Source organism: Citrobacter sp. CK181, assembly GCF_030333595.1.
Lineage (GTDB): Bacteria > Pseudomonadota > Gammaproteobacteria > Enterobacterales > Enterobacteriaceae > Citrobacter_B > Citrobacter_B koseri.
In genome coordinates this window covers 210,215-236,065 of sequence record NZ_JAOWFN010000011.1, presented here as the reverse complement: position 1 = coordinate 236,065, position 25,851 = coordinate 210,215, and the positions used below count along the sequence as shown (strand labels likewise).

At 53.9% G+C, this 25,851-nt stretch carries 21 protein-coding genes and 1 pseudogene; 13 read left to right on the top strand and 9 right to left on the bottom strand.

Translation table 11 applies throughout. The annotated features are described in order from the left end of the window. Positions 1–240 precede the first annotated feature (240 nt). Complete coding sequence (yieE, locus tag OGW17_RS05240; RefSeq protein WP_012131605.1) at positions 241–1,104, bottom strand: DNA-binding transcriptional regulator YeiE; 864 nt, start codon at positions 1,102–1,104, stop codon at positions 241–243. Positions 1,105–1,223: 119 nt separating this feature from the next. Between yieE and OGW17_RS05235 the strand changes: the two genes are divergently transcribed. The 3 genes from OGW17_RS05235 to OGW17_RS05225 all read left to right on the top strand — a co-directional run bounded on the left by OGW17_RS05235 (position 1,224) and on the right by OGW17_RS05225 (position 4,343). After that, on the top strand, positions 1,224–2,273 hold the full coding sequence (locus OGW17_RS05235) for a YeiH family protein (RefSeq protein WP_071258990.1): 1,050 nt from the start codon (positions 1,224–1,226) through the stop codon (positions 2,271–2,273). A 115-nt stretch (positions 2,274–2,388) separates the two neighbouring features. Then, on the top strand, positions 2,389–3,246 hold the full coding sequence (gene nfo, locus OGW17_RS05230; RefSeq protein WP_071258993.1) for a deoxyribonuclease IV: 858 nt from the start codon (positions 2,389–2,391) through the stop codon (positions 3,244–3,246). A 2-nt stretch (positions 3,247–3,248) separates the two neighbouring features. Further along, the gene (locus OGW17_RS05225; RefSeq protein ID WP_047463977.1) at positions 3,249–4,343 is read left to right on the top strand and encodes a sugar kinase; all 1,095 of its coding nucleotides are present in this window, start codon (positions 3,249–3,251) and stop codon (positions 4,341–4,343) included. Between the two features lie 92 nt (positions 4,344–4,435). Here OGW17_RS05225 and OGW17_RS05220 read toward each other — a convergent pair whose 3' ends face one another. The 6 genes from OGW17_RS05220 to fruB form a co-directional block, all read right to left on the bottom strand. Beyond that, on the bottom strand, positions 4,436–5,686 hold the full coding sequence (locus tag OGW17_RS05220) for a NupC/NupG family nucleoside CNT transporter (protein ID WP_047462480.1): 1,251 nt from the start codon (positions 5,684–5,686) through the stop codon (positions 4,436–4,438). An 85-nt stretch (positions 5,687–5,771) separates the two neighbouring features. Beyond that, a complete protein-coding gene (locus OGW17_RS05215) occupies positions 5,772–6,707 on the bottom strand; it encodes a pseudouridine-5'-phosphate glycosidase (RefSeq protein WP_012131595.1) in 936 nt (311 codons plus the stop codon). Beyond that, positions 6,695–7,636: a pseudouridine kinase gene (locus tag OGW17_RS05210; RefSeq protein ID WP_012131594.1), complete on the bottom strand. Its 942-nt coding sequence runs from the start codon at positions 7,634–7,636 to the stop codon at positions 6,695–6,697. Before OGW17_RS05210 ends, OGW17_RS05215 begins: the two co-directional genes overlap by 13 nt. 357 nt (positions 7,637–7,993) lie before the next feature. Further along, complete coding sequence (gene fruA / locus OGW17_RS05205; RefSeq protein WP_012131593.1) at positions 7,994–9,685, bottom strand: PTS fructose transporter subunit IIBC; 1,692 nt, start codon at positions 9,683–9,685, stop codon at positions 7,994–7,996. Between the two features lie 16 nt (positions 9,686–9,701). Continuing rightward, entirely contained in the window at positions 9,702–10,640 is a 939-nt protein-coding gene (fruK, locus tag OGW17_RS05200; RefSeq protein ID WP_012131592.1) for a 1-phosphofructokinase, read from the bottom strand. Next, a complete protein-coding gene (gene fruB, locus OGW17_RS05195; RefSeq protein ID WP_024130171.1) occupies positions 10,640–11,770 on the bottom strand; it encodes a fused PTS fructose transporter subunit IIA/HPr protein in 1,131 nt (376 codons plus the stop codon). Before fruB ends, fruK begins: the two co-directional genes overlap by 1 nt. Before the next feature lie 369 nt (positions 11,771–12,139). Here fruB and setB point away from each other — a divergent pair, with 369 nt between their 5' ends. Beyond that, positions 12,140–13,321 carry a sugar efflux transporter SetB gene (gene setB, locus OGW17_RS05190; protein ID WP_047462472.1) on the top strand — a complete coding sequence of 394 codons (1,182 nt, stop codon included), beginning with the start codon at positions 12,140–12,142 and terminating at the stop codon, positions 13,319–13,321. Here setB and OGW17_RS05185 read toward each other — a convergent pair. Then, a pseudogene (locus OGW17_RS05185) lies at positions 13,318–13,571 on the bottom strand (YkgJ family cysteine cluster protein). The gene setB and the pseudogene OGW17_RS05185 overlap by 4 nt on opposite strands. A 152-nt stretch (positions 13,572–13,723) precedes the next feature. Here OGW17_RS05185 and yeiP point away from each other — a divergent pair. After that, the gene (yeiP, locus tag OGW17_RS05180) at positions 13,724–14,296 is read left to right on the top strand and encodes an elongation factor P-like protein YeiP (protein WP_012131588.1); all 573 of its coding nucleotides are present in this window, start codon (positions 13,724–13,726) and stop codon (positions 14,294–14,296) included. Positions 14,297–14,363: 67 nt separating this feature from the next. Here the strand turns inward: yeiP and uxuA are convergent, their stop codons facing one another. Continuing rightward, positions 14,364–15,554, bottom strand: coding sequence for a mannonate dehydratase (gene uxuA, locus OGW17_RS05175; protein ID WP_012131587.1), 1,191 nt, complete (start codon positions 15,552–15,554; stop codon positions 14,364–14,366). 204 nt (positions 15,555–15,758) lie between these two features. Between uxuA and OGW17_RS05170 the strand changes: the two genes are divergently transcribed. From OGW17_RS05170 to OGW17_RS05135, 8 genes are all read left to right on the top strand, one after another. Then, the gene (locus OGW17_RS05170; RefSeq protein WP_071258995.1) at positions 15,759–17,225 is read left to right on the top strand and encodes a mannitol dehydrogenase family protein; all 1,467 of its coding nucleotides are present in this window, start codon (positions 15,759–15,761) and stop codon (positions 17,223–17,225) included. 119 nt (positions 17,226–17,344) lie between these two features. After that, on the top strand, positions 17,345–18,331 hold the full coding sequence (locus OGW17_RS05165) for a CobW family GTP-binding protein (protein ID WP_049009461.1): 987 nt from the start codon (positions 17,345–17,347) through the stop codon (positions 18,329–18,331). A 28-nt stretch (positions 18,332–18,359) separates the two neighbouring features. Then, positions 18,360–19,079, top strand: a complete 720-nt coding sequence (locus OGW17_RS05160) for a phosphatase PAP2 family protein (protein WP_047462461.1) — start codon at positions 18,360–18,362, stop codon at positions 19,077–19,079. A 413-nt stretch (positions 19,080–19,492) separates the two neighbouring features. Continuing rightward, the gene (gene mepS / locus OGW17_RS05155; protein ID WP_012131581.1) at positions 19,493–20,062 is read left to right on the top strand and encodes a bifunctional murein DD-endopeptidase/murein LD-carboxypeptidase; all 570 of its coding nucleotides are present in this window, start codon (positions 19,493–19,495) and stop codon (positions 20,060–20,062) included. Positions 20,063–20,250: 188 nt separating this feature from the next. After that, positions 20,251–21,807, top strand: a complete 1,557-nt coding sequence (locus tag OGW17_RS05150) for a cyclic di-GMP phosphodiesterase (RefSeq protein WP_012131580.1) — start codon at positions 20,251–20,253, stop codon at positions 21,805–21,807. A gap of 109 nt (positions 21,808–21,916) precedes the next feature. After that, positions 21,917–23,731: an extracellular solute-binding protein gene (locus OGW17_RS05145; protein ID WP_071258998.1), complete on the top strand. Its 1,815-nt coding sequence runs from the start codon at positions 21,917–21,919 to the stop codon at positions 23,729–23,731. Continuing rightward, a complete protein-coding gene (locus OGW17_RS05140; RefSeq protein ID WP_071259001.1) occupies positions 23,732–24,826 on the top strand; it encodes a microcin C ABC transporter permease YejB in 1,095 nt (364 codons plus the stop codon). Beyond that, on the top strand, positions 24,826–25,851 hold the full coding sequence (locus tag OGW17_RS05135) for an ABC transporter permease (RefSeq protein ID WP_071259003.1): 1,026 nt from the start codon (positions 24,826–24,828) through the stop codon (positions 25,849–25,851). Before OGW17_RS05140 ends, OGW17_RS05135 begins: the two co-directional genes overlap by 1 nt.

Genomic DNA, 25,851 nt, shown 5'->3' with positions numbered 1-25,851 from the left:
GACTGGCCGCGGATTATAAGTAAAGTGTAGATCGGATAGACGTTAAGACATTCGCCTGATGGCGCTACGCTTATCAGGCCTACAGGATCGACATTTGTAGGCCGAATAAGGCATTTACGCCGCCATCCGGCAAAAACGTTGAATTTGTAGGCCGGATAAGGCGTTTACGCCGCCATCCGGCAAAAGCGTTGAGTTTGTAGGCCGGATAAGGCGTTTACGCCGCCATCCGGCAAAGGACGCTTATTCGCAGTAGCGCAGAAAACGCTGTAAGGCATTGGAAAGGTGTTTCTGGCGATGGTGGATTCGCCACAAGGTTCGCACCAGGCGCGGCAAAGGCACCGCGATTTCACTCAACGTTCCCGCCTGAAGCTGTTCCTCAATAACCCGCCGCGACAGGCAGCTGATGCCCAGACCATGACGCACGGCGTGTTTGATCGCTTCGGAGTTACCCAACTCCATCGCCATTTCGAATTTTGGCAAGTGCGAAAGCAACAGGTAGTCAACAATCTCACGCGTACCGGAACCGCGCTCGCGCAGTATCCAGGGCGCGGCGGCAAGTTGTTCAAGCGTTACCGGCCCTTGCGCCAACGGCGAGGACGGTGCGGCAAACACCACCAGCTCATCGTCCAGCCACGGCTCAGAAATAATCTCGGTATTGTGGCACGGGCCTTCAATCAGGCCGATGTCTACCCGAAAATCGAGCACCGCCGTAATGACATCCTGGCTGTTGCCCACGCTAAGTTCCAGCGGCAGATCGGGAAAGTCTTTCCTGTAACGGGCAATTACCGCAGGCAGGATGTAATTACCGATGGTGCTACTGGCATAAACGCGGATTGCGCCGTTGTCTTCCCGAAACAGTTGCTCAATTTCGACAGCCTGCTCCAGCAGCGCCAGCGCGCGCGGGTACAGCAAGCGCCCGTGTTCATTGACTACCAGCCGTTTCCCGACGCGGTCAAATAGCTGTACGCCAAGCTGACCTTCCAGATCGGTCAATGCCGCGCTTACGGCCGACTGCGACAGCGATAGCATGACAGATGCCTGGGTCGTCGAGCCGCTTTTTAGCACCTCAGTAAAAACTTCTAGTTGTCGTAGCGTGATATGCATTGTTGTTTTCCACTGGCAGGCCGTCGCTTACCACTTATAAAGATTAATTATAAATATATAATCAATTTTATTTTTAAACCAGTTCGCCATAACATTTTACCCATATAGAGGAGAAGGTTATGACAGAACTCACCTTACAGAATCACCATCGTACAGTGTGGCATTTTATACCGGGGCTTGCCCTGAGCGCAGTTATCACAGGGGCCGCCCTGTGGGGTGGATCTATTCCAGCCGTCGCGGGAGCCGGGTTCAGCGCCCTCACCTTAGCCATCTTACTGGGAATGGTCATCGGCAATACGGTGTATCCGCAAATCTGGAAAAGCTGTGACGGCGGCGTGCTGTTCGCTAAACAACATCTATTACGCCTGGGGATCATTCTCTACGGGTTTCGCCTCACCTTCTCACAGATTGCAGACGTGGGCGTCAGCGGGATTGTGATTGATGTACTGACGCTCTCCAGCACTTTTTTACTCGCCTGTTTCCTCGGGCAGAAAGTGTTTGGTCTGGACAAGCACACCAGTTGGCTGATTGGCGCCGGAAGCAGCATTTGCGGAGCGGCGGCAGTGCTGGCAACGGAGCCCGTCGTTAAAGCGGAGGCCAGTAAAGTTACGGTGGCCGTCGCGACGGTGGTGATTTTCGGTACGCTGGCAATCTTCCTCTACCCGGCAATGTATCCGCTACTGGCGCACTGGTTCAGCCCGGAAACCTACGGCATCTATATTGGTTCGACCATGCATGAAGTAGCCCAGGTCGTTGCCGCCGGACACGCCATTAACCCGGACGCGGAAAACGCCGCGGTGATTGCCAAAATGCTGCGCGTAATGATGCTGGCGCCGTTTCTGATTCTGCTGGCCGCCCGTGTGAAACAACTTTCTCCGGCGACGGGCGCGGAGAAAAGCAAAATCACCATCCCGTGGTTTGCGGTGCTGTTCATCGTAGTGGCAATCGTTAACTCGTTCCATCTGCTGTCGCAGGCGGTGGTAAACATGTTGATTACGCTGGATACGGTTCTACTGGCGATGGCAATGGCCGCGCTGGGTCTTACAACGCACGTCAGCGCGCTGAAAAAAGCCGGGGCGAAACCGTTACTGATGGCGCTGGTGCTGTTTGTCTGGCTGATTGTTGGCGGCGGCGTGATTAACGTACTGATTCACCATCTTATCGCATAAAGCACTACATTTTGCCCCTGTTAACCCGCTATCATTGGAGAGTATTTTTTTCGAATACACGACATTATTCAAACCTGAAGAATAATGTGTATAGCGGGTTTAACAGGAGTCTTCCATGAAATATATCGGAGCGCATGTCAGCGCCGCTGGCGGGTTAGCCAACGCTGCAATTCGCGCCGCAGAAATTGACGCAACCGCATTTGCGCTGTTCACGAAAAATCAGCGTCAATGGCGCGCCGCGCCGCTCACTGCCCAAATCATTGATGACTTTAAGGCCGCCTGCGAGAAATACCACTATTCGCCTGCGCAGATCCTTCCCCACGACAGCTATCTGATCAACCTCGGGCACCCTGTCAGCGAAGCGCTGGAAAAATCGCGCGATGCGTTTATTGATGAAATGCAGCGTTGTGAGCAACTGGGGCTATCGCTGCTCAATTTCCACCCGGGTAGCCATTTACAGCAAATCCCGGAAGAGGAATGTCTGGCGCGAATTGCAGAGTCGATCAACATTGCCCTTGAGAAAACCCAAGGGGTCACGGCAGTCATTGAAAACACTGCGGGTCAGGGGAGCAATCTGGGATTCAGGTTTGAGCATCTCGCCGCCATCATCGACGGCGTGGACGATAAGTCCCGCGTGGGCGTCTGTATTGATACCTGTCACGCGTTCGCGGCCGGTTACGATCTGCGTACCACCGGCGAATGTGAAAAAACATTCGCCGACTTTGAGCGTGTTGTGGGCTTTACATACCTGCGCGGCATGCACCTGAACGACGCGAAAAGCGCCTTTGGCAGCCGCGTTGACCGTCACCACAGTTTGGGCGAAGGCAACATTGGTCATGATGCATTTCGCTGGATTATGCAGGACGATCGTTTTGACGGTATTCCGCTGATTCTGGAAACCATCAACCCGGATATCTGGGCAGAAGAGATTGCCTGGCTGAAAGCGCAGCAAACGGCAAAGGTGGTTGCGTAATGATGAACGACAGGGAAAAGCAGATCCTCAAGATCCTGCGCCGCAATCCGCTCATTCAGCAAAATGAAATCGCTGATATTTTGCAGATCAGTCGCTCACGCGTGGCGGCCCATATTATGGATCTGATGCGCAAAGGGATGATCAAAGGCAAAGGCTATATCCTCACCGAGCAGGAGTATTGCGTGGTGGTCGGGGCGATCAATATGGATATTCGCGGCGTGGCGGATATCCATTATCCGCAGGCGGCTTCCAACCCTGGCAGCATTCACTGTTCTGCTGGCGGCGTGGGGCGCAATATTGCGCATAATCTGGCGCTACTGGGTCGCGATGTGCATTTGCTCTCTGCGGTCGGTAGCGACTTTTATGGTGAAACGCTGCTGGAGCAGACTCGTCAGGCTGGTGTGAACATCTCCAGCTGTATCCGTCTGCATGGGCATAACACTTCAACCTATCTGTCCATCGCCAACCAGCAGGAAGAGACAGTGCTGGCGATTAACGACACCCACATTCTGCAACAGCTGACGCCGCAGTTGCTGAATAGCTCGCGGGATCTGATCCGTCACGCTGGCGTGGTGCTGGCGGACTGCAACCTGACGCCAGAAGCCATCGAATGGGTCTTTACCATTGCGGATGAAATCCCGGTCTTTATTGATACCGTTTCAGAGTTCAAAGCGGAAAAAATCAGGACCTGGTATTCACGCATTCATACGTTAAAACCCACGCAAAAAGAGCTGGAGATTCTGTGGGGAAAAGCGGTGCGTTCCGATGCCGACCGTGTACAGGCCGTCAATGACCTGCATCAGCAAGGCGTACAGCGAATCTTCGTTTGCCTGGAAGATGAAGCGGTCTTTTGTAGCGAGAAAAACGGCGAGCAGTTTTTACTCACCCCGCCGCCTCACACCCGCGTGGACAGCTTCGGCGCGGATGATGGCTTCATGGCCGGGTTGCTCTACAGCTTTCTGGAGGGAAGTGATTTTCGCGATAGCGCGAATTTCGCGATGGCCTGCGCGGCGTTATCGCGCGCCAGCATCAGTATTAACAACCCCACCCTCTCCGCCGATAACGCGCTTTATCTGCTGAAAACAACCCTGGCATAATGCCTGATGGCGCTACGCCTATCAGGCCTACGGGTGCGTTACTGTAGGCCGGATAAGGCGAAGCCGCCATCCGGCAAAATCGTCTACTACAACTACGCCAGCCCGATAAAGAACCCCGCGATAGTAGCACTCATCAGGTTAGAGAGCGTTGCCGCCGCCAGCGCCCGTAAACCTAGCTGAGCGATTTCTGGCGCACGCTGCGGCGCAATCGCAGAAAACGCGCCCACCACCACGCCAATCGAACCAAAGTTGGCAAAGCCACACAACGCGAAAGAGATGATCGCTATCGTCTTCACATCCAGCGTACCGGCAGCTTGCAGATACGGTGAGAAATTGAGATAAGCGACAAACTCGTTAATCGCCAGTTTTTGCCCAATCAGGCTACCGGCAAGCGTCGCATCGCTCCAGTCCACGCCCATAATCCAGGCCAGCGGCGCTAAAACCCAGCCGAAGATCCCTTCAAGGGTGGCGTGACCAAAGCCGAACCAGCCGCCAACGCCGCCGATGATGCCGTTAATCAGCGCGATAATCGCCACAAACGCCATCACCACCGTCGCCACACCGGCGGCGATTTTCAGCCCGGTCATCGCGCCGCTGGCCGCCGCTTCGATGATGCTTTTTGGCGGCGTTTCGGTAAATGACAGGTTTTCAAACGTCACCTTCGATTCTTCCGTTGCCGGGCTCAGCATACGGGCAAACAGAATGCCGCCAGGGATCGCCATTAAGGACGCCGCCAGCAGATAATCAATCGGCACCCCCATTCCGGCATAGCCAATCATCATCGAACCGGCGATTGAGGCCATGCCGCTACAAATGGCGGTAAACAGTTCATTACGATTTAGACGGTCGATAAACGGTTTTACGATCGCCGGGATCTCGTTTTGCCCGAGGAAAATGGTAGTGACCGCAACAAACGACTCGATCTTGCTGATGTTCAGCGCTTTCTGGAAAATACCACCGAGAATACGGATCAGCAGTCCCATCACGCCAATGTAGTAAAGCAAGCTGATCAGCGCAGTCACAAAGATGATGGCCGGCAACACGCGAAAGGCAAAGATAAACCCGGCGCCGTCAAACAGCACATCCATTTTTGGCCCTACTAATGAGCCAAAGATAAATGCGCTACCCGCGTCGCTGTAGGACATCACCTTGTGGACACCGAGCGCGGCCTGCTCCACCAGCCATTTCCCCGGCGGGAAATAAAGCATGATCCCACCGATGGCGATTTGCAGCACCAGCGCCGCGCCAACGGTACGCAGGCTGATACGTTTTTTATTCACTGACAGCAGAAATGCGATTGCCAGTAGTACCACCATACCCACAACACTTCTCATTATATCCATAATGATTTTCCCTTCATGCCAGGAAACCCGGCGTGAAAGCCAGGTTTGATATCGCGGGCGACCGCTCTCTGCCCGTGCGTTTTTATCAGGCGAGGCGTTGATATTCCTTCGCTATTTCACAGGCCAGTACAGCGTTGTTGAACACCAGTTGGATATTGGATTTCAGGCTATCGCCGCCGGTCAGTTCCGCCACGCGCGCCAGCAAGAATGGCGTGCTTTCTTTCCCCACGACGCCCTGCTCTTCCGCTTCTTTCACGGCCTGATCGATCGCCGCGTTGATTTTCTCTTCCGCCATCGCAAACTGTTCCGGGATCGGGTTTGCCACAACCAGACCACCGTTCAGGCCGGTTTGCCATTTCACCGCCATTGCGCGGGCGATGTCTTGCGCGCTGTCCAGGCGAATACTGACGTCAAACGGACTGGTACGGCAGAAAAATGCCGGTAATGCCTGGGTCTGATAGCCAATTAACGGCACGCCAAAAGTCTCTAAATATTCGGTGGTTAATCCCAGGTCGAGAATTGATTTCGCCCCCGCACAAACTACCGTGACATTGGTATGCGCCAGCTCCTGCAAGTCAGCAGAAATATCAAACGTATGTTCTGCGCCACGATGTACGCCACCGATACCGCCAGTTGCAAATACTTTAATTCCGGCCAGTGCGGCAATAATCATGGTGGATGCGACCGTCGTTGCGCCATTTTTTCCAGCGGCAACCACAAACGGTAAGTCACGACGACTGACTTTTGTAACGTTATGTCCTTCACGACCTAATAATTCAATTTCTTCTTTATTCAGGCCCACTTTCATTACACCGCCAATAATGGCAATGGTTGCGGGCACGGCGCCATGCTTACGAATGGTTTCTTCAACTTCAATTGCCGTTTGCGCATTTTGCGGAAAAGGCATGCCGTGGGAAATAATGGTTGATTCCAGCGCAACAATGGGTTTCTTACTCTTTAATGCGTCCTGTACTTCTGGCGAAATTTGTAATAATTCAGAGGAAAGAGTTAATTCAGACATTCTGTGTTCTCCACTAACGATGTAACATTCGCGACAGATAAATCAGGGTTATTGGTATATTCACAGGCAAGCGCCATTGATGAACAACCCTGTGCAAATCGAACCGAATCTATAAAGGGTAAGCCGTCCATCCAGCAGGCGGCGAGTCCCGCCATCATGGCGTCGCCAGCGCCGGTCACATTGACGACATTGGTTTTAATGGGGAGCGACCAGCCGTTTTCGCCGTTGATATCGCTGTAATAAACGCCGTCGCCACCCATACTGAGCACCAGACGGTTCAGGCCATGTTCATGAAACCATGCCGCAACGCTCCCGACATCTTCCCGCCCGGAGAGGGGAATGCCGCTGAGGGTTTCAGCTTCAAGCCGGTTGGGTTTCAGCGTGTGAATTTTGCCAAGTCGCTCGCGAATTTTGACACACTTCCAGGCAGAAACCGGATCAACAAACACCGGCACATCGCCTGCATTTTCCAGCACCCAGTTCAGTGCCTCTTCGCTGATATTACAATCGGCGACAATCACTTTTGCCCCACGAATAAAATCAGCATGCTGTGATAAAAATTCAGCCGAAATAAAGTCGGTAATGCTCATGTCATTTATGGCGACCAGCATTTCTCCGGTATTGTCGAGCAAGGATAAGTAACTTGACGTATTTTCTCCCGGCACAATCAGACATTTATCAACGTGCACACCGGATTGATTCGTTTGCGCCATTAATGACTGCCCATAGAAATCACTCCCGACGGCCGTCAGTAGCCATGAGTTTTTTCCCAGCAGCGCCAGATTATGCGCAATATTGCGCCCCACGCCGCCGGGGGTAAATTTTATTTTTCCCGGATTGGAGTCCGCATAATTTAAAGAAGCATGCGAATACCCGGCAACATCCATATTGGCTGAGCCAATCGTCACTATGTATTCCGTTTCACGCATAGAACGTCCTCTGGCATTAAGCTGCCATAACAATGAGTTCGTTAAGAATAACCACCGCCACAATCTAGATTATTAGAGCACATGTTCATATTAAAACATGTGTTCATGATATGCGTGTTTTTGATAAAGTAAATCCATCCGCAAGCCCTAAAGTGAATAGATATGAACAGAGTCACAATTTTTTATAGATACAGTTTGCAAGGGAGGAAAAAGTTGCGAGCCAGGACACAAAATGGGGGGATAAAAAAGGCAGAAAAATGCCGGATGGCGACGCTAATGCGTTTTATCCGGCCTACAGGATCGGTATCCGTAGGCCGGATAAGGCGCTCACGCCGCCATCCGGCACAAGGTTTTACATTATGCCGCTTTCGCGATAACTTCAGCTTCCGGGCGTTTCAGGAACGCATAGGCCAGACCGGCAACCAGCGTACCCGCAACAATCGCCAGCAGATAGCCCAGCACCGGTGTAATCGCGCCAGGAATCAGCAGCACAAACAGACCGCCGTGCGGCGCCATCAGTTTCGCGCCAACCCACATTGAGATTGCGCCTGTCAGCGCGCCGCCGACGATACAGCATGGCAGGACACGCATCGGGTCGCGCGCCGCAAACGGGATCGCGCCTTCGGTAATGAAGCACAGCCCCAGCACCAGCGCGGCTTTACCCCCTTCCTGCTGCGCCTTGTCGAACTTACGACGCGCAACCAGAGTTGCCAGCCCAAGAGCCAGCGGAGGAACCATGCCTGCCGCCATAATCGCCGCCATCGGCGCATAAGTCTGGGTACTCAGCAGACCAACACCGAACGCATACGCCGCTTTGTTAACCGGGCCGCCCATATCAGTACACATCATACCGCCGAGGATCGCGCCCAGCAGTACCGCATTCGCCGTCCCCATCGTTTGCAGCCAGTGAGTCAGCCCTTCCAGAATGCCGGCAACCGGTTTACCGATAAGGTAAATCATCGCCAGACCGACAATCAGACTGGAAATCAGTGGAATGATCAGGATCGGTTTCAGCGCTTCCATACTCTGCGGAAGTTTCAGTTTAGTGCTGATAAGTTTCGCGACATAACCGGCCAGGAAGCCCGCGATAATACCGCCGATAAAGCCAGATCCGGTGCTCACCGCCAGCATACCGCCGATAAGACCCGGCGTCAGGCCTGGACGATCCGCAATGGAAAACGCGATATATCCCGCCAGCACTGGCACCATTAACGCGAAGGCGGAACCGCCGCCAATCTGCATCAGCGCCGCAGCCAGCGTACCTTCTTCTTTAAACGCCTCAATACCAAACGCAAAGGAGAGCGCGATACACAACCCACCCGCAACCACCATTGGCAGCATGTAGGAAACGCCCGTCAGCAGATGGCGATATGCGCCAGCGCTCTCTTTTTTCCCTTCTGTCGCGGCGGCCTGCGCTTTGCCCGTAGGCGCATACGGCGTCGCTTCCGCTACGGCTTTGTCCAGTTCCTGCGCGGTTTTCTTCAGCGCCAGGCCGGTTGACGTGCGGTACATCGGTTTTCCGGCAAACTTCGCCAGATCCACTTCGATATCAGCCGCCACGATCACCAGATCCGCTTCCGCAACCTCTTCCGGCGTGATGGCATTGCCTGCGCCCACGGAGCCACGGGTTTCGACCTTTACCCACCAGCCACGTTTTTTCGCTTCGGTTTCAATCGCTTCAGCCGCCATAAAGGTATGCGCGACGCCTGTCGGACACGCCGTCACCGCCACGACGCGTTTCGGGCCGCTGGCCGCTGCCGGGGCGGCAACCGCTGTCGGCGCGCTGTATGGCGTCGCGTGTCCTTTCGCTTCATTGAGGAACAGTTCCGGGTGCGCCACGGCACGGGCAATATCGCCCAGCCAGACTTTTTTACCGTTCAGCGCGCTGTCGTTCGGCACAGCGTCAGCCAACACAATGGCTAACTCTGCGTCATTCGGATTGTCGATAATTTCCAGATTTGCTTTATGTGCCGCCGCGCCGAGCAGGGTCTTCGCCATGTAAGCGCGAGCCTGGCCGAGATTGGCGTCAATAATCAGCAGCGTTTTCATTATGCCTCTCCTGCTGTCAGTTAAACGGTTTTAAGTCGACGCGCGCCATCATTGCGGCCAACTGAGGACGATCGGTAATGCCCACATTGCTCTGGCTTACCGCAAGCGCGGCAACGGCTGTCGCCAGACGCAACGTATGTTCACTGGATTCACGCATCAGCAGGCCGTAAATCAGACCGCCAACCATAGAATCCCCTGCACCTACGGTACTTACCACATCAACGGACGGTGGCTTCGCGATCCATTCGCCGGATGCGTTCACCCACAGCGCCCCTTCCGCACCGAGAGAGATCACCACATGCGCAATACCTTGCTCACGCAGGGCGTGCGCCGCGTCGATCACATCTTTCATTTCCGGCAGCTTACGGCCTGCCCAGATTTCTAATTCACGACGGTTCGGTTTCACCAGCCACGGCGCCGCTTTCAGACCCGCCACCAACGCTTCACGACTACTATCAAAGATAATGCATGGGCACTGGCTACGCAGACGCGTCATCCAGTCGGTAAACGCTTCCGGGCTGACGCCTGTCGGCAAGCTGCCGCTGACGCAGACCATATCGAACTGACCCAGCCAGCTCAGCGAATCGTTCACAAAACGTTCCCAGTCAGCCGGAGTCACGTCAAAACCGGAGAAGTTAAAGTCGGTCACTTCACCGTCTTTTTCCGTCAGCTTAACGTTGATGCGGGTACGCCCCTGCACCACCTGAAAACGGTTGGCAATGCCCAGCTCGCTGAACAACTGCTGGAAACCGTCCTGGTTATCTTTACCCAGGAAACCGCCAACCGTGACATCAATACCTAAATCTTTCAGAACCCTGGCAACGTTGATGCCTTTACCCGCCGCATGCAGACCCGTGGTTTTCACCAGGTTCACTTCGCCGCGTTCAATCTCCGGGCAGAAACCGACCAGGTCGTATGCCGGATTAAGGGTGATAGTAGCAACACGTCTGCTCATTACGCGCCCTCCCCAAGACCAGCGGCAATGGCGTCGCCAATCGCTTTCAGCGCCTGTTCAGCATCTTCGCCCTGCGCCGTAAAGCGCAGGCGATGGCCTTTCTTCACGCCCAACGCCACCACTTTCATCAAACTGCGTCCATTTGCCGGTTTTCCGGTTCCATCAAGGTTTGCCACGGTAATTTCGCTATTAAATTGTTTAATGGTATTCACCAGCATGGTGCCCGGACGGGCGTGTAAGCCATGCTCATTGCGCACGACAAATTCGGCGCTCAGCACGTCGTCAGTCAATGCTTCATCACTGGTCAGCAGCGCCAGCACGGTGGCGGCATCCGCTTTCAGCAAACGGTCAGCTTTATTGTTCAGCAGCAGATCGCCAAGGCGCTTCAGCACGGCGACGGGCTGATCGTCATTCATCGCGACGGTCACCAGCAGCGCAGCCGCTTCGCCCTCTACGTCAAACGCCGTAGCCGCACGGCTCACAGCGATAGCGCTGCGCAGGTTGCCGTCCGCGCTGTCGTTCAGCCAGATGCCCTGGCCGAGATTCATCGGCTGTTCATTGATGGTTCTGGCGACAAACGCAGCATCCACAGCGCCTGCTTCTTTCAGGCGCGCGGCGTTCAGCGCCTGTAGCGTCACCAGATCGCTGGCCACCACATCCAGCGTCAGGGTGTCGTTATCCAGCTTCAGCTGTTCGCTCTGCTTTTCACCCATCAGCAACGCGCGCAGTTCTTCTGCCGTCGTGGCGGATTTCAGCTGTTCAGCCACAGAGTCATCGCTTAATACGTGCGTCAGCTGACGCAGCAACCCGAGATGCTCATCGGAGCTGGCGGCAATACCAATCGCCACATAGGCCACCTGCCCTTCGCCCCAGGTTACGCCCTGCGGAAACTGGAACACCTGCACGCCGGTTTTCAGCACCTGATCGCGCGTGTCGGTCGTTCCGTGCGGAATGGCGATACCGTTGCCAAGGAAAGTGGATGTCTGTTGCTCACGCGCCAGCATGCCGTCGACGTAGCCGTCTGCGACGTTGCCCGCCTGCACTAACGCAGCGGCAACCTGACGAATGGCCTCTTCTTTGTTTCCGGCCTGTTCGCCCGGATGAATGTCCTGAACCGATAACTGGAACATAGTTCTCCTCTCCTGCTGAACTTGAAACGATTCAGCTAACATGAGAAAAAAGGCGCTAATCTGACTTGTAGCCAAAAACAAAATAGCGCTGAAACGTTTCAAGAAGTCTTGCGCTTTCTGCTTCAGCACGCAAGTAAAGTCGTAAAATTGATGACAGAATTTAGAGATAAAGCACACTTTTCATTCAGGAAGGTAATAAATGCTGAAGTGAATTGCCCGTAAAACGATCTGTTTCAGCACCGTCAGCATCTTCCCTTCATAGACTGAAATGCTATTTTGATTTTTTGTGGCGATTTTGATTTGGGCACCTGTTTATTTCCTGACGAGCAGCGTAAACTCCGCGTCTCTTCACACCACTGATACAGAAACATGCATAACACCCCCGTTGCCGCCACACCAAAAACGTTTGACTTGACGTCTTCGGCATTCCTGCTCGTCGCGTTTCTGACGGGTATCGCCGGTGCGTTACAGACGCCGACGCTCAGTCTTTTTCTGACGGATGAGGTACACGCTCGTCCGGGGATGGTTGGCTTCTTTTTTACCGGCAGCGCCGTTATCGGCATTCTGGTGAGCCAGTTTCTGGCCGGGCGCTCCGACAAAAAAGGCGATCGCAAAAGCCTGATCGTTTTTTGCTGTGTGCTGGGCATGTTGGCCTGCGTACTGTTTGCCTGGAACCGCAACTATTTTATTTTGCTGTTCGTCGGCGTTTTCCTGAGTAGTTTTGGTTCGACCGCGAACCCGCAAATGTTCGCCCTTGCCCGCGAACATGCCGATCGCACCGGTCGCGAAGCCGTGATGTTCAGCTCGATATTGCGCGCCCAGGTTTCGCTGGCGTGGGTGATCGGGCCGCCGCTGGCCTATGCGCTGGCGATGGGGTTCAGCTTTACCGTGATGTACCTGAGCGCGGCGGCGGCGTTTGTCGTCTGTGGCGTAATGGTCTGGCTGTTTTTACCGTCAATGCGTAAAGATGCGCCGCTTGCTGCCGGAACCCTTGAAGCGCCGCGCCGTAATCGCCGCGATACGCTGCTGCTTTTTGTTATCTGCACATTAATGTGGGGAACCAACAGCCTCTATATCATTAATATGCCGCTGTTTATCATTAACGAACTGCATCTGCCGGAAAAACTTGCCGGCGTCATGATGGGGACTGCCGCCGGGCTGGAAATTCCCACCATGTTGATTGCAGGTTATTTTGCTAAACGGCTGGGAAAACGCCTGCTGATGCGGATCGCCATCGTGGCGGGGTTTTGTTTTTACGCGGGTATGCTGCTGGCGCACTCGCCTGTCGTTCTGCTCGGCTTGCAGTTGCTGAACGCAATTTACATCGGCATTCTCGGCGGCATCGGGATGCTCTATTTTCAGGATCTGATGCCCGGCCAGGCGGGTTCAGCAACCACGCTGTATACCAATACCATCCGCGTAGGCTGGATTATCGCCGGATCGCTGGCGGGGATTGCGGCGGAAATCTGGAATTACCACGCCGTATTCTGGTTTGCGCTGGTGATGGCCCTCGCGACGATGGTTTGTCTGGCACGCATTAAAGACGTTTAAGGCGCCGTGAGCGTTTCCAGTTCAATGAGGTAGACATTGCCTGCGCCCTTGTCTGACCGCACATATCGGCGCTGGGTTGCAGACCTGCGCAGACCTTTGGACGCAGCGGCGAACCGAAGATCTTACAGCGTTGATGTTCATCAAGCTGGACGCACGGCGTGTTTGCGGGTTTGCCGTCAGGCATACCCGGAATGGGGCTGGAGATTGAAGGCGCGGTGCAACATGCTCCGCAATCCGGGCGGCATTCCATACAGTATTCTCTATTCGTAAGCCACCGGACTGAAAGTGGGCGAACAGTATACACAAAATCATCCGGGATATGTGAATTCCACTTGCCTGAATCGCCCGGCGCGAGTAGTTTGACGCGATATTTTAGACATTCTCTACAACAGGATTTTTTCGATGCCAAGAGCGAACGAAATTAAAAAAGGTATGGTACTGAACTACAACGGCAAGCTGCTGATTGTAAAAGATATTGATATTCAGTCACCGACCGCCCGCGGTGCCGCGACGCTGTACAAAATGCGTTTTTCCGACGTCCGTACGGGTCTGAAAGTCGAAGAGCGTTTCAAAGGCGACGACATCGTTGATACCGTCACCCTGAGCCGCCGTGGCGTCGATTTCTCTTATATCGACGGCAACGAATATGTGTTCATGGATAAAGAAGACTATACCCCGTATACCTTCACCAAAGATCAGATTGAAGAAGAGCTGCTGTTTATTCCTGAAGGCGGAATGCCGGATATGCAGGTGCTGACCTGGGACGGTCAGTTGCTGGCGCTCGAACTGCCGCAGACGGTTGATCTGGAAATCGTGGAAACCGCACCGGGCATTAAAGGCGCGTCAGCCAGTGCCCGCAACAAACCCGCAACGCTGAGCACCGGTCTGGTGATTCAGGTGCCGGAATACCTGAGCGCCGGTGAAAAAATCCGTATTCACATTGAAGAACGTCGCTACATGGGCCGCGCGGACTAAGCGCCCGTTGCCGACGCACCAACAAAAAAGGACAGCCAGGGCTGTCCTTTTTTATGACCAACAGGTGTTACAGCAAATCGCGGAACTGGGTCTTTTTCAGCGCCAGTTCAACGCCACGAATTTCCGCCAGCCCTTTCAGACGACCAATAGCGGAGTAGCCGGGGTTGGTTTTCTTATGCAGATCGTCAAGCATCTGATGACCGTGATCCGGGCGCATTGGGATCGGACGCAGATCGCCTGCCAGCTTACGACGCTGTTCTTCCGTAAGGATTGCGGTAATTACCGCGACCATATCGACATCCCCTTGCAAATGCGCGCCTTCGTGGAAGGTTTTCGGGTTATCTTCACGGCAGGTTGAGCGTAAATGGGTAAAGTGAATGCGGTCGCCAAACGTCTCGATCATTTTCACCAGGTCGTTATCCGCGCGTACGCCGTACGAACCGGTACACATGGTGAACCCGTTGTTAATGCTGTCTACGGTTTCTTTCAGCCACTGCATATCTTCAATGGTAGAAACGATGCGCGGCAGGCCGAGGATGGGGCGCGGCGGATCGTCAGGATGCACCGCCAGGCGCACGCCGACTTCTTCTGCCACCGGCACAATCGCACGCAGGAATACCGCCATATTTTCGCGTAAATCCTCTTTGCTGATACCGTTATATTCCGCCAGACGCGCACGGAACTGATCCAGCGTATAACCCTCTTCAGCGCCAGGCAGCCCGGCGATAATATTCCGGGTCAGTTTTTCGATATCCGCAGCGCTCATGGCGTTGAAGTAGTCCAGCGCCTGGCGCTGCTCTTCTTCGCTGTAGTCCGCTTGCGCGCCGTCACGCTTCAGGATGTGCAGTTCGAAAGCCGCAAAGGCAATCTGATCGAAACGCAGCGCTCTGGAACCATCGGGCAACGGATATTCAAGGTCGGTACGCGTCCAGTCGAGAATCGGCATAAAGTTGTAGCACACGGTATCAATACCGCAGGCGGCCAGATTACGGATGCTTTGCTGATAATTTGCAATCCAGGTCTGGTACTGCCCGGAGCGTGTTTTAATCTCTTCATGCACCGGAATACTTTCGACAACAGACCAGGTCAGCCCTTTCTCAGCCAGAATGGCCTGGCGCTTTTTAATCTCTTCAACCGGCCACACATCACCGTTCGGAATGTGGTGCAATGCCGTCACAACCCCCGTTGCGCCAGCCTGACGCACATCATCAAGCGATACCGGATCGTTAGGCCCGTACCAACGCCAGGTTTGTTCCATTGCTTCACCTCACAAGTTGTTATACCAAATTAGTTTACCTGAGTGATGACTACCATACAGGTATCGCGTAAATGGTCAACGCAGGGCGCATGATTGATTGATCCAGCTCACAATCCCCGGATAAATGCGGCATACCAATTCAATTTGGTGTCATATAACTTTACACTGCTATTGTTAATTAATGGTTAATCAGGTGTGTTCTTAATGAAGACTATTGCCTCTGCCCCACTCCCGGAAGGCGTACTGACGCCCCGCTACGATCGACAACAACTACAAACCCGGATTGTGCACTTCGGTTTTGGCGCGTTTCACCGCGCCCATCAGGCATTATTGACCGACAGAGTGCTGAATGCGCAAGGCGGAGACTGGGGGATCTGCGAGATCAGCCTGTTCAGCGGCGATCGCCTGATGAGCCAGCTTCGCGAGCAGAATCACTTGTACACCGTGCTGGAAAAAGGCGCGAACGGCAATCAGGCGATTATCGTCGGCGCGGTCAAGGAGTGTCTGAACGCAAAGCTGGATTCGCTTGCCGCTATTATCGAAAAGTTCTGCGAGCCGCAGGTGGCGATAGTGTCACTCACTATCACCGAAAAAGGATATTGCATCGATCCGGCAACCGGTTCGCTCGACGTGTCAAACCCGCGCATTATTCACGATATGCAACACCCCACGGAGCCGCACTCGGCGCCGGGGATTCTTGTGGAGGCCCTGCATCGTCGGCGTGAGCGCGGGTTGTCGCCTTTCACGGTTCTCTCCTGCGATAACATCCCGGATAACGGCCATGTGGTTAAAAACGCCGTTCTGGGCATGGCGGAAAAACGCGCGGCGGAGCTGGCGGCGTGGATTCATCAGCACGTCAGCTTCCCGGGAACGATGGTAGACAGAATCGTGCCTGCCGCCACAGAGGAGTCGCTGGACGAAATTACCCGTGAGCTGGGCGTCGCCGATCCCTGCGCCATCAGTTGCGAACCGTTTATACAATGGGTCATTGAAGATAACTTTGTGGCAGGCCGCCCGCAGTGGGAAGTCGCTGGCGTGCAGATGGTTGATGACGTGCTGCCCTGGGAGCAAATGAAACTACGCATGCTCAACGGCAGCCATTCGTTCCTTGCGTATCTCGGCTATCTGGCCGGGTTCCAGCACATCAGCGATTGTATGCAGGACAGCGCGTTTCACGAGGCCGCTTACCGCCTGATGATGAATGAACAGGCGCCGACATTGCGCATCACCAACGTCGATTTATCCCGCTATGCCGCCAGCCTGATTGAACGCTTCGCCAATCCGGCGCTGAAGCACCGGACCTGGCAAATCGCGATGGACGGCAGCCAGAAATTACCGCAGCGGATGCTGGAAGGCATTCGCGAACATCTGGCGCGTGGGAGTGACTGGCCGCTGCTGGCGCTGGGCGTCGCAGGCTGGATGCGCTACGTCAGCGGCGTGGACGACGCTGGTGCAACGATTGATATTCGGGACCCGCTCAGTGAAAAAATTCGCCTGCTTGTTGAAAGCAGCAGTGACGCGGAGCGGGTTAGCGCGCTGCTGTCGTTGCAGGAGGTTTTCGGCACAGATCTCGTGAAAAATCCCCTGTTTGTACAAGCCATTGAGCAAGCCTGGCGGCGCATTGCGCAACATGGCGCGCATCAGACGGTCATTGATACGTTAAAAAATTAACAATTTCTGTCTTTCCAGCGGACGAAAAAATTCTTCGTCCGCTCTGCCCTTCTCTTTTTCGTTTTTTTTCGCCAGGATTAGCACGAGCCGTTACGGCATATCATTATTCTGGAGCAGACGTGACCAAAACCAACCTCATTACCGGCTTTCTCGGCAGTGGAAAAACAACCTCTATCCTTCATCTGTTAGCCAACAAAGATCCTGCGGAAAAATGGGCCGTGCTGGTCAACGAATTTGGCGAAGTGGGCATTGACGGCGCGCTGCTTGCGGACAGCGGCGCATTGCTGAAAGAGATCCCCGGTGGTTGCATGTGTTGCGTGAACGGATTACCAATGCAGGTGGGGCTAAATACCCTGCTGCGCCAGGGCAAGCCGGATCGCTTGCTGATCGAACCGACAGGACTTGGCCATCCGAAGCAGATCCTCGATTTGTTAACCGCGCCGGTTTACGAGCCGTGGATCGACCTGCGCGCTACGCTGTGCATCCTTGATCCGCGTTTACTGCTGGATGAAAAGAGCGTCGCCAACGAAAACTTCCGCGACCAGCTGGCTGCCGCCGATGTCATCGTCGCGAATAAAACCGATCGCGCTACGCCGGAAAGCGAAAGCGCCCTGCAAACCTGGTGGCAACAGTACGGCGACAATCGTCAACTGGTTCATGCCGACCACGGGCAAATCAACGGACAGCTGCTGGATTTACCGCGCCAGAATCTGGCGGAACTGCCCGCCAGCGCCGCCCACGCGCACCAGCATGCCGAAAGAAAAGGGCTCGCCGCGCTTAGCCTGCCGGCGCAACAGCGCTGGCGTCGCAGCCTGAACAGCGGCCAGGGGCATCAGGCCTGCGGCTGGATTTTTGATGCGGATACCGTGTTCGACACCATCGGCCTGCTCGAATGGGCGCGCCTCGCGCCGGTTGGACGAGTGAAAGGCGTTATGCGCATTAAGGAGGGGCTGGTGCGTATTAATCGTCAGGGTGACGATCTTCATATTGAGACCCAAAACGTCGCGCCGCCGGACAGCCGCATCGAACTCATCTCAGACCGCGAAACAGACTGGAACACATTACAGACCGCATTGTTGAAGCTTCGTTTAGCCGAGGACGCGTAAGGTTGCCTCCGTTTTACTGAATGGCGAGATGATAATGAAAACCCGGTATCCCCTCATACTGCTGATTAACGCTGCGGGTCTGGCGTTGTTTTTGTCGTGGTATATTCCAGTCAATCACGGATTCTGGTCTCCTCTCGACGCAAACATTTTCCACTTCTTTAACCAGAAGCTGGTTGAAAGCCGCGCATTTCTCTGGCTGGTGGCGATCACCAATAACCGGGCGTTTGATGGTTGCGCGCTGCTGGCGATGGGCTGCCTGATGCTGAGCTTCTGGTTAAAAGAGACCCCGGCGGGCCGTCGGCGTATCATCATCATCGGCCTGGTGATGCTTTTATCTGCGGTTGTGGTGAATCAGTTAGGTCAGGCGTTTATTCCGGTCAAACGCGCCAGCCCTACGCTGACGCTTGAAAATATTCACCGCGTCAGCGATCTCCTGCATATTCCAACCAAAGATGCGTCAAAAGACAGTTTCCCTGGCGATCACGGAATGATGCTGCTTATTTTTTCCGCATTTATGCTGCGTTATTTCGGAAAAGTCGCAGGTTTCATCGCCCTTATTATATTTGTGGTTTTTGCCTTTCCGCGCGTAATGATCGGCGCCCACTGGTTCACGGATATTGCGGTCGGTTCGCTGACAACGGTGCTGATTGGATTGCCCTGGCTGTTAATGACGTCGTTCAGCGATCGCGTGATACGGTTTTTCGATAATTATCTGCCCGGTAAAAACAAACAAAATTTAAACAAATAAATCACATCAATTAACATCGCCATCAGAGAGCGTTCTCACTCCTGATGGCGATCGTCGATTATTTCCCGCCCCGCCGTCATCTTCCTGTCATCTTCTTCCCGTTGAAAATGAACGCATTGCCTGTTATTCGCCTCATTTGCGTTTAATTTAGCCAATGCCACTAATTCACTTTCAGTATCATAATTTCTTATAAAAAATCCCGCCAAACCGCTCGCAATGGCAGCAACGATCGGGTAATCTTGAACTCGTTTTGCCTCGCTGGATAATTATTCTCTTTGCGAATAAATTTGTGCGTTCCGCCACAGATTTGACCTTAAAGAATTGTCTCATTGTGCGCAGGTAATTAGTCTCGTCACGTTTGGCATTTTTATAACGATATTTGTCGTTAAGGACTTCAAGGGAAAACAAACAACATGGTCAGGTCTCAACCGATTTTGAGATATATCCTGCGGGGAATTCCCGCGATTGCAGTGGCGGTTCTGCTTTCTGCATGTAGCACTACAAATACCGCAAAGAACGTGCATTCTGAGACGCATGCTGTGGGCAATGGAGATAACTCTTCACTGCAAGCCTCTCAGGATGAATTTGAAAATATGGTGCGTAACCTCGATGTTAAATCGCGGATTATGGATCAGTATGCTGACTGGAAAGGCGTGCGTTACCGCCTTGGCGGCAGCACCAAAAAAGGTGTCGATTGTTCCAGCTTTGTACAGCGTACATTCCGTGAACAATTTGGTTTAGAACTGCCTCGCTCAACCTATGAGCAGCAGGAAATGGGCAAATCCGTTTCGCGCAATAACCTGCGCACGGGCGATCTGGTTCTGTTCCGCGCCGGTTCGACGGGCCGTCATGTAGGCATCTACATCGGCAACAACCAGTTTGTTCATGCGTCTACCAGTAGCGGCGTTATTATTTCCAGCATGAACGAGCCTTACTGGAAAAAACGTTACAACGAAGGGCGCCGGGTTCTGAGCCGCAGTTAATTTTTCGTCTGACCGCTATCCCTTGGCAATCCTGACGAGACACATAAAAAGCACTGCTTCGGCGGTGCTTTTTTTGCGTTCTATCGCATCCCTGTAGAAAAGTATGACGATTCAGTTTAATCCAGGTTATAGTCTTTTAAATCAAGCATTTTAATCGCATTCGGTTACCTCAGGTAGAACCAGTAACTATGTTCACACGCGCCTCCTCGTCCTCGCGAAAAATCCTGCTCACCTGCATTCTCACAGGGGTCATCGTCGCGTTACTTATCAGTAGCCTGCAATTTTTAATGTCATGGCATAAACGTGAAGTCAAGTACGACACGCTGATATCCGACGTACAACATTATCTGGTGAGCTACTTCGCCGACCTTAAAGCCACGACGGATGTGTTACAGCCCCTGACGCTTAATGACTGCCAGCAAGTATCTTCCGAGCTGACCTCCCGCGCCGCTTTTAGCCTGAATGTGCGCGCCTTTTTGCTCGTCAAAGACAAAATCGCCTTCTGCTCGTCGGCGACCGGGCCGATGGACACGCCGCTTACCGACCTGGTATCCAATATCGACATCCGCAAAGAGATTGATATGGCGATACTTCCCGGCACGCCGATGATGCCGGATAAACCGGCGATGGCGATTTGGTATCGCAACCCGTTATTAAAAGAGAGCGGCGTATTTACCTCGCTGAATATCAACCTGACGCCCTACCTTATTTACACCGCCCGACAGGAAGATTTTGATGGCATCGCATTAATTATTGGCGATACCGTGCTCTCGACGTTTTCTTCGCATTTAATGACCGTGAAAGAGCTGTCGGGCACGCCTTCGCGCCAGGCAACAATAAAAGGGCTGCCGCTGAAGATACAGTTATACGCCGACAGCTGGACCTATAACGACGTGGGCTATGCCCTGCTGCTGGGCAGTATGAGTGGTATCATCGCCGCCCTGCTCTGCTACTACATCAGCTCTATCCGCCTGAAGCCGGGGCGAGAGATCCTGGTGGCTATCAAGCGCGAACAATTTTATGTGGTCTATCAACCGGTCGTTGATACCCAAACGCTCAGGGTCACGGGTCTGGAAGTGCTGTTACGCTGGCGTCACCCTACGGCAGGCGAAATCCCGCCTGACGCGTTTATTCATTACGCAGAAGCCCAGCAGCTTATTGTGCCGCTCACCCAGCATCTGTTTAAACTCGTGGCGCGCGACGCCCCCGCGTTGCAGAAGGTACTGCCTGTCGGGGCAAAGTTTGGCATCAATATCGCGCCTGACCACCTGCACAGCAACAGCTTTAAAGAGGACATCCGTCTCCTGGCGGAATCCTTACCGCCGCATCATTTTCAGATCGTACTGGAAATTACCGAACGCGATATGCTCAATCAACATGAAGCGGCTAAATTATTTGAGTGGCTGCACTGCGCTGGATTCGAAATCGCAATTGATGATTTTGGCACCGGCCATAGCGCCCTCATCTATCTGGAACGCTTTACGCTGGACTACCTGAAAATCGACCGGGGCTTTATTAATGCGATTGGTACGGAAACCGTGACCTCTCCTGTGCTGGACGCGGTGTTGATGCTCTCTAAGCGCCTGCATATGCTGACCGTCGCGGAAGGGGTGGAAACCCCGGAGCAGGCCCGATGGCTACGCGATCATGGCGTCAACTTCCTCCAGGGGTACTGGATTAGCCGCCCTTTAGCGCTTGAGGACTTCGTTCACTGGATGAATACCCGGCCCGCGCCGAAATGGTGACGGCACTCTTCTGCCCGAATGGATTCACAACAGAGGCTGCGTCACTTATTATTCAGGATTGACGCTTGCCTGACGGTGGCAGGTGATAAGAAAAGGAAACCATTTTCCGATGATTGCTCGCGTAATGCTTCTGTTTGTCGCCCTGGTCAGCTTTGGCGTACAGGCTCAGGCCATCAAAGAAAGTTACGCCTTTTCCGTGCTTGGCGAACCCAAATACGCCTTCAATTTTAATCATTTCGATTATGTCAATCCGGCGGCGCCAAAAGGGGGGCGGATAACGCTTTCCGCGACCGGGACATTCGATAATTTCAACCGCTATTCCATGCGCGGTAATCCTGGCGCACGTACCGAGCAGCTTTACGACACGCTTTTTACCACCTCTGACGACGAACCCGGCAGCTACTACCCGCTCATTGCCGACAACGCGCGATATGCGGAGGATTACTCCTGGGTGGAAGTGACCATCAACCCACGCGCCCGTTTTCATGATGGTTCGCCCATCACTGCCCGCGACGTCGCCTTCACCTTCCATAAATTTATGACTGAGGGCGTGCCGCAATTTCGTCTGGTGTACAAAGGCACGACCGTCAAAGCCATCGCTCCGCTTACCGTCCGCATTGAATTAGCCAAACCCGGTAAAGAGGATATGCTCAGCCTGTTTTCTTTACCGGTCATGCCGGAAAAATTCTGGAAGGATCATAAGCTCAGCGACCCGCTCTCTAAGCCTCCTCTTGCCAGCGGCCCGTACCGCATAACCCAGTGGAAAATGGGCCAGTACATTGTCTATTCCCGGGTAAAAAACTATTGGGCTGCTAATCTGCCGGTAAACCGGGGGCGCTGGAACTTTGATACCATCCGCTACGACTACTACCTTGATGACAACGTCGCGTTTGAAGCCTTTAAGGCCGGGGCGTTTGATCTGCGTCTGGAGAATGACGCGAAAAACTGGGCGACGCGCTACACCGGTAAAAACTTTGATAACCATTACATCGTTAAAGACGAACAGAAAAATGAATCCGCACAGGATACGCGCTGGCTGGCCTTTAATATTCAGCGTCCGGTATTTAACGATCGTCGCGTGCGTGAAGCGATAACCCTGGCATTTGATTTCGAATGGATGAACAAGGCATTGTTTTATAATGCCTGGAGCCGGGCAAATAGCTATTTCCAGAATACCGAGTATGCCGCCAGAAACTACCCCAGTGCAGACGAACTGGTCTTACTCGCGCCCATGAAAAAGGATCTGCCGCCGGAGGTCTTTACCCGGATTTATCAGCCGCCAGTCTCAAACGGCGATGGCTACGATCGGGAAAACCTGCTGAAGGCCGATAAATTACTCACAGAGGCGGGATGGGTACTGAAAGGCCAGCGACGCGTTAACAGCGCGACCGGCAAAACGCTGAGCTTTGAACTGCTGCTTCCGGCAGGCGGCAACAGCCAGTGGGTTCTTCCCTTCCAGCATAATTTGCAGCGTCTTGGCATCACGATGAACATCCGCCAGGTTGATAACTCGCAAATCACCAACCGTATGCGCAGTCGCGACTACGACATGATGCCGCGGCTGTGGCGCGCCATGCCGTGGCCCAGCTCCGATCTACAAATATCCTGGGCGTCTGAATACATTGACTCCAGCTATAACGCGCCAGGCGTGCAAAGCCCGGTCATTGATAAACTGATTACCCAAATCATTGCCGCCCAGGGCGATAAAACGAAGCTGATTCCCCTCGGGCGGGCGCTGGATCGGGTATTGACCTGGAATTACTACATGCTGCCAATGTGGTATATGGCGGAAGACAGGCTCGCCTGGTGGGATAAATTTTCCCATCCGGCCATTCGGCCGATCTACACCATTGGACTGGATACCTGGTGGTATGACGTCAACAAAGCGGCAAAACTTCCCGCCGCCAGACGACAGGGAGAATAAATGGGCGCCTACCTGATTCGACGTCTGTTACTGGTGATCCCGACGCTGTGGGCCATCATTACAATCAACTTTTTTATTGTCCAGATCGCACCGGGCGGCCCGGTTGACCAGGCGATCGCGGCCATTGAATTCGGCCAGTCTGGCGCCCTGCCCGGCGCCGGTAGCGAAGGCGTTCGCGCCAGCCACGCCCAGACCGGCGTAGGGAATATTAGCGACAGCCACTATCGCGGCGGACGTGGGTTAGATCCCGAGGTGATCGCGGAGATCACGCATCGCTACGGCTTTGATAAGCCTGTTCATGAGCGCTACTTTAAAATGCTCTGGGACTATGTTCGTTTCGATTTCGGCGACAGCCTGTTTCGCAGCGCATCCGTACTGACGTTAATCAAAGACAGTCTGCCCGTGTCCATTACGCTCGGATTGTGGAGTACGCTCATCATTTATCTGGTGTCGATCCCGCTGGGCATCCGCAAAGCGGTATATAACGGCAGCCGTTTCGATATCTGGAGCAGCGCTTTTATCATCGTTGGCTACGCTATCCCCGCCTTCCTGTTCGCCATCTTATTGATCGTTTTCTTTGCTGGCGGTAGCTATTACGACCTCTTCCCGCTGCGCGGCCTGGTATCCGCCAATTTTGATTCCCTGCCCTGGTATCAGAAAATTACCGACTACCTCTGGCATATCACGTTACCGGTACTGGCGACGGTGATCGGCGGGTTCGCCGCGCTGACCATGTTGACCAAAAACTCTTTTCTGGATGAAGTCCGCAAACAGTACGTTATCACCGCGCGCGCAAAAGGGGTGAGCGAAAAAAACATTCTGTGGAAGCACGTTTTCCGCAACGCCATGCTGCTGGTGATCGCCGGTTTTCCGGCCACCTTTATCAGCATGTTTTTCACCGGTTCGCTGCTCATTGAAGTGATGTTTTCCTTAAACGGGCTGGGGTTGCTGGGCTACGAAGCGACCGTGTCACGCGACTACCCGGTAATGTTTGGCACGTTATACATTTTCACCCTGATCGGCTTGCTGCTGAATATCCTGAGCGATATCAGCTATACGCTGGTTGATCCACGCATTGATTTTGAGGGACGCTGATGCCGCGATTAAGCCCTGCAAACCAGGCCCGCTGGGCGCGTTTTCGTCATAATCGCCGGGGCTACTGGTCACTGTGGATTTTCCTGGTGCTGTTTGGCCTGAGTCTGTGCGCCGAACTGGTCGCCAACGATAAACCGCTGCTGGTGCGCTATGAGGGAAGCTGGTACTTTCCGCTGGTCAAAAACTACAGCGAAAGCAATTTCGGCGGGCCGTTCGCAACGCAGGCGGATTATCAGGACCCCTGGCTGCAAAAGCAGCTTGAAAACCACGGATGGGTGCTGTGGGCGCCCGTGCGTTTTGGCGCCACCAGCATCAACTTTGCCACTGATAAACCCTTCCCCTCTCCGCCGTCCACACAAAACTGGCTGGGAACCGATGCGAATGGCGGCGACGTGCTGGCGCGCATCCTCTACGGCACGCGAATCTCTATCCTGTTTGGTTTGATGCTTACCCTCTGTTCCAGCGTAATGGGCGTGCTGGCAGGCGCGTTGCAGGGGTATTACGGCGGAAAAATCGACCTGTGGGGGCAACGGTTCATCGAAGTGTGGTCAGGAATGCCGACGCTGTTTCTGATTATTCTGCTCTCAAGCGTGGTGCAACCCAATTTCTGGTGGCTGCTGGCCATTACCGTCCTGTTTGGCTGGATGAGCCTGGTCGGGGTGGTTCGCGCGGAATTCCTGCGCACGCGCAATTTCGACTACATCCGCGCCGCGCAGGCGCTGGGCGTCAGCGATCGCAGCATTATCCTGCGTCACATGCTGCCCAACGCGATGGTCGCCACGCTGACCTTTTTACCGTTCATTTTGTGCAGTTCGATTACCACATTGACGTCGCTGGATTTTCTCGGATTTGGCCTGCCGCTCGGCTCCCCTTCCCTCGGCGAATTACTCCTGCAAGGTAAAAATAATTTGCAGGCGCCGTGGCTTGGGATCACCGCGTTCCTGTCCGTCGCGGTGTTATTGTCGCTGCTGATTTTTATTGGCGAAGCAGTACGCGACGCGTTTGATCCCAACAAGGCGGTATAA

What these genes read in the sequence shown, in the direction of transcription:
- yieE (WP_012131605.1), bottom strand. Translation starts at nt 1,104, where the DNA reads ATGCATATCACGCTACGACAACTAGAAGTTTTTACTGAGGTGCTAAAA.
- OGW17_RS05235 (WP_071258990.1), top strand. Translation starts at nt 1,224, where the DNA reads ATGACAGAACTCACCTTACAGAATCACCATCGTACAGTGTGGCATTTT.
- nfo (WP_071258993.1), top strand. Translation starts at nt 2,389, where the DNA reads ATGAAATATATCGGAGCGCATGTCAGCGCCGCTGGCGGGTTAGCCAAC.
- OGW17_RS05225 (WP_047463977.1), top strand. Translation starts at nt 3,249, where the DNA reads ATGAACGACAGGGAAAAGCAGATCCTCAAGATCCTGCGCCGCAATCCG.
- OGW17_RS05220 (WP_047462480.1), bottom strand. Translation starts at nt 5,686, where the DNA reads ATGGATATAATGAGAAGTGTTGTGGGTATGGTGGTACTACTGGCAATC.
- OGW17_RS05215 (WP_012131595.1), bottom strand. Translation starts at nt 6,707, where the DNA reads ATGTCTGAATTAACTCTTTCCTCTGAATTATTACAAATTTCGCCAGAA.
- OGW17_RS05210 (WP_012131594.1), bottom strand. Translation starts at nt 7,636, where the DNA reads ATGCGTGAAACGGAATACATAGTGACGATTGGCTCAGCCAATATGGAT.
- fruA (WP_012131593.1), bottom strand. Translation starts at nt 9,685, where the DNA reads ATGAAAACGCTGCTGATTATTGACGCCAATCTCGGCCAGGCTCGCGCT.
- fruK (WP_012131592.1), bottom strand. Translation starts at nt 10,640, where the DNA reads ATGAGCAGACGTGTTGCTACTATCACCCTTAATCCGGCATACGACCTG.
- fruB (WP_024130171.1), bottom strand. Translation starts at nt 11,770, where the DNA reads ATGTTCCAGTTATCGGTTCAGGACATTCATCCGGGCGAACAGGCCGGA.
- setB (WP_047462472.1), top strand. Translation starts at nt 12,140, where the DNA reads ATGCATAACACCCCCGTTGCCGCCACACCAAAAACGTTTGACTTGACG.
- yeiP (WP_012131588.1), top strand. Translation starts at nt 13,724, where the DNA reads ATGCCAAGAGCGAACGAAATTAAAAAAGGTATGGTACTGAACTACAAC.
- uxuA (WP_012131587.1), bottom strand. Translation starts at nt 15,554, where the DNA reads ATGGAACAAACCTGGCGTTGGTACGGGCCTAACGATCCGGTATCGCTT.
- OGW17_RS05170 (WP_071258995.1), top strand. Translation starts at nt 15,759, where the DNA reads ATGAAGACTATTGCCTCTGCCCCACTCCCGGAAGGCGTACTGACGCCC.
- OGW17_RS05160 (WP_047462461.1), top strand. Translation starts at nt 18,360, where the DNA reads ATGATAATGAAAACCCGGTATCCCCTCATACTGCTGATTAACGCTGCG.
- mepS (WP_012131581.1), top strand. Translation starts at nt 19,493, where the DNA reads ATGGTCAGGTCTCAACCGATTTTGAGATATATCCTGCGGGGAATTCCC.
- OGW17_RS05150 (WP_012131580.1), top strand. Translation starts at nt 20,251, where the DNA reads ATGTTCACACGCGCCTCCTCGTCCTCGCGAAAAATCCTGCTCACCTGC.
- OGW17_RS05145 (WP_071258998.1), top strand. Translation starts at nt 21,917, where the DNA reads ATGATTGCTCGCGTAATGCTTCTGTTTGTCGCCCTGGTCAGCTTTGGC.
- OGW17_RS05140 (WP_071259001.1), top strand. Translation starts at nt 23,732, where the DNA reads ATGGGCGCCTACCTGATTCGACGTCTGTTACTGGTGATCCCGACGCTG.
- OGW17_RS05135 (WP_071259003.1), top strand. Translation starts at nt 24,826, where the DNA reads ATGCCGCGATTAAGCCCTGCAAACCAGGCCCGCTGGGCGCGTTTTCGT.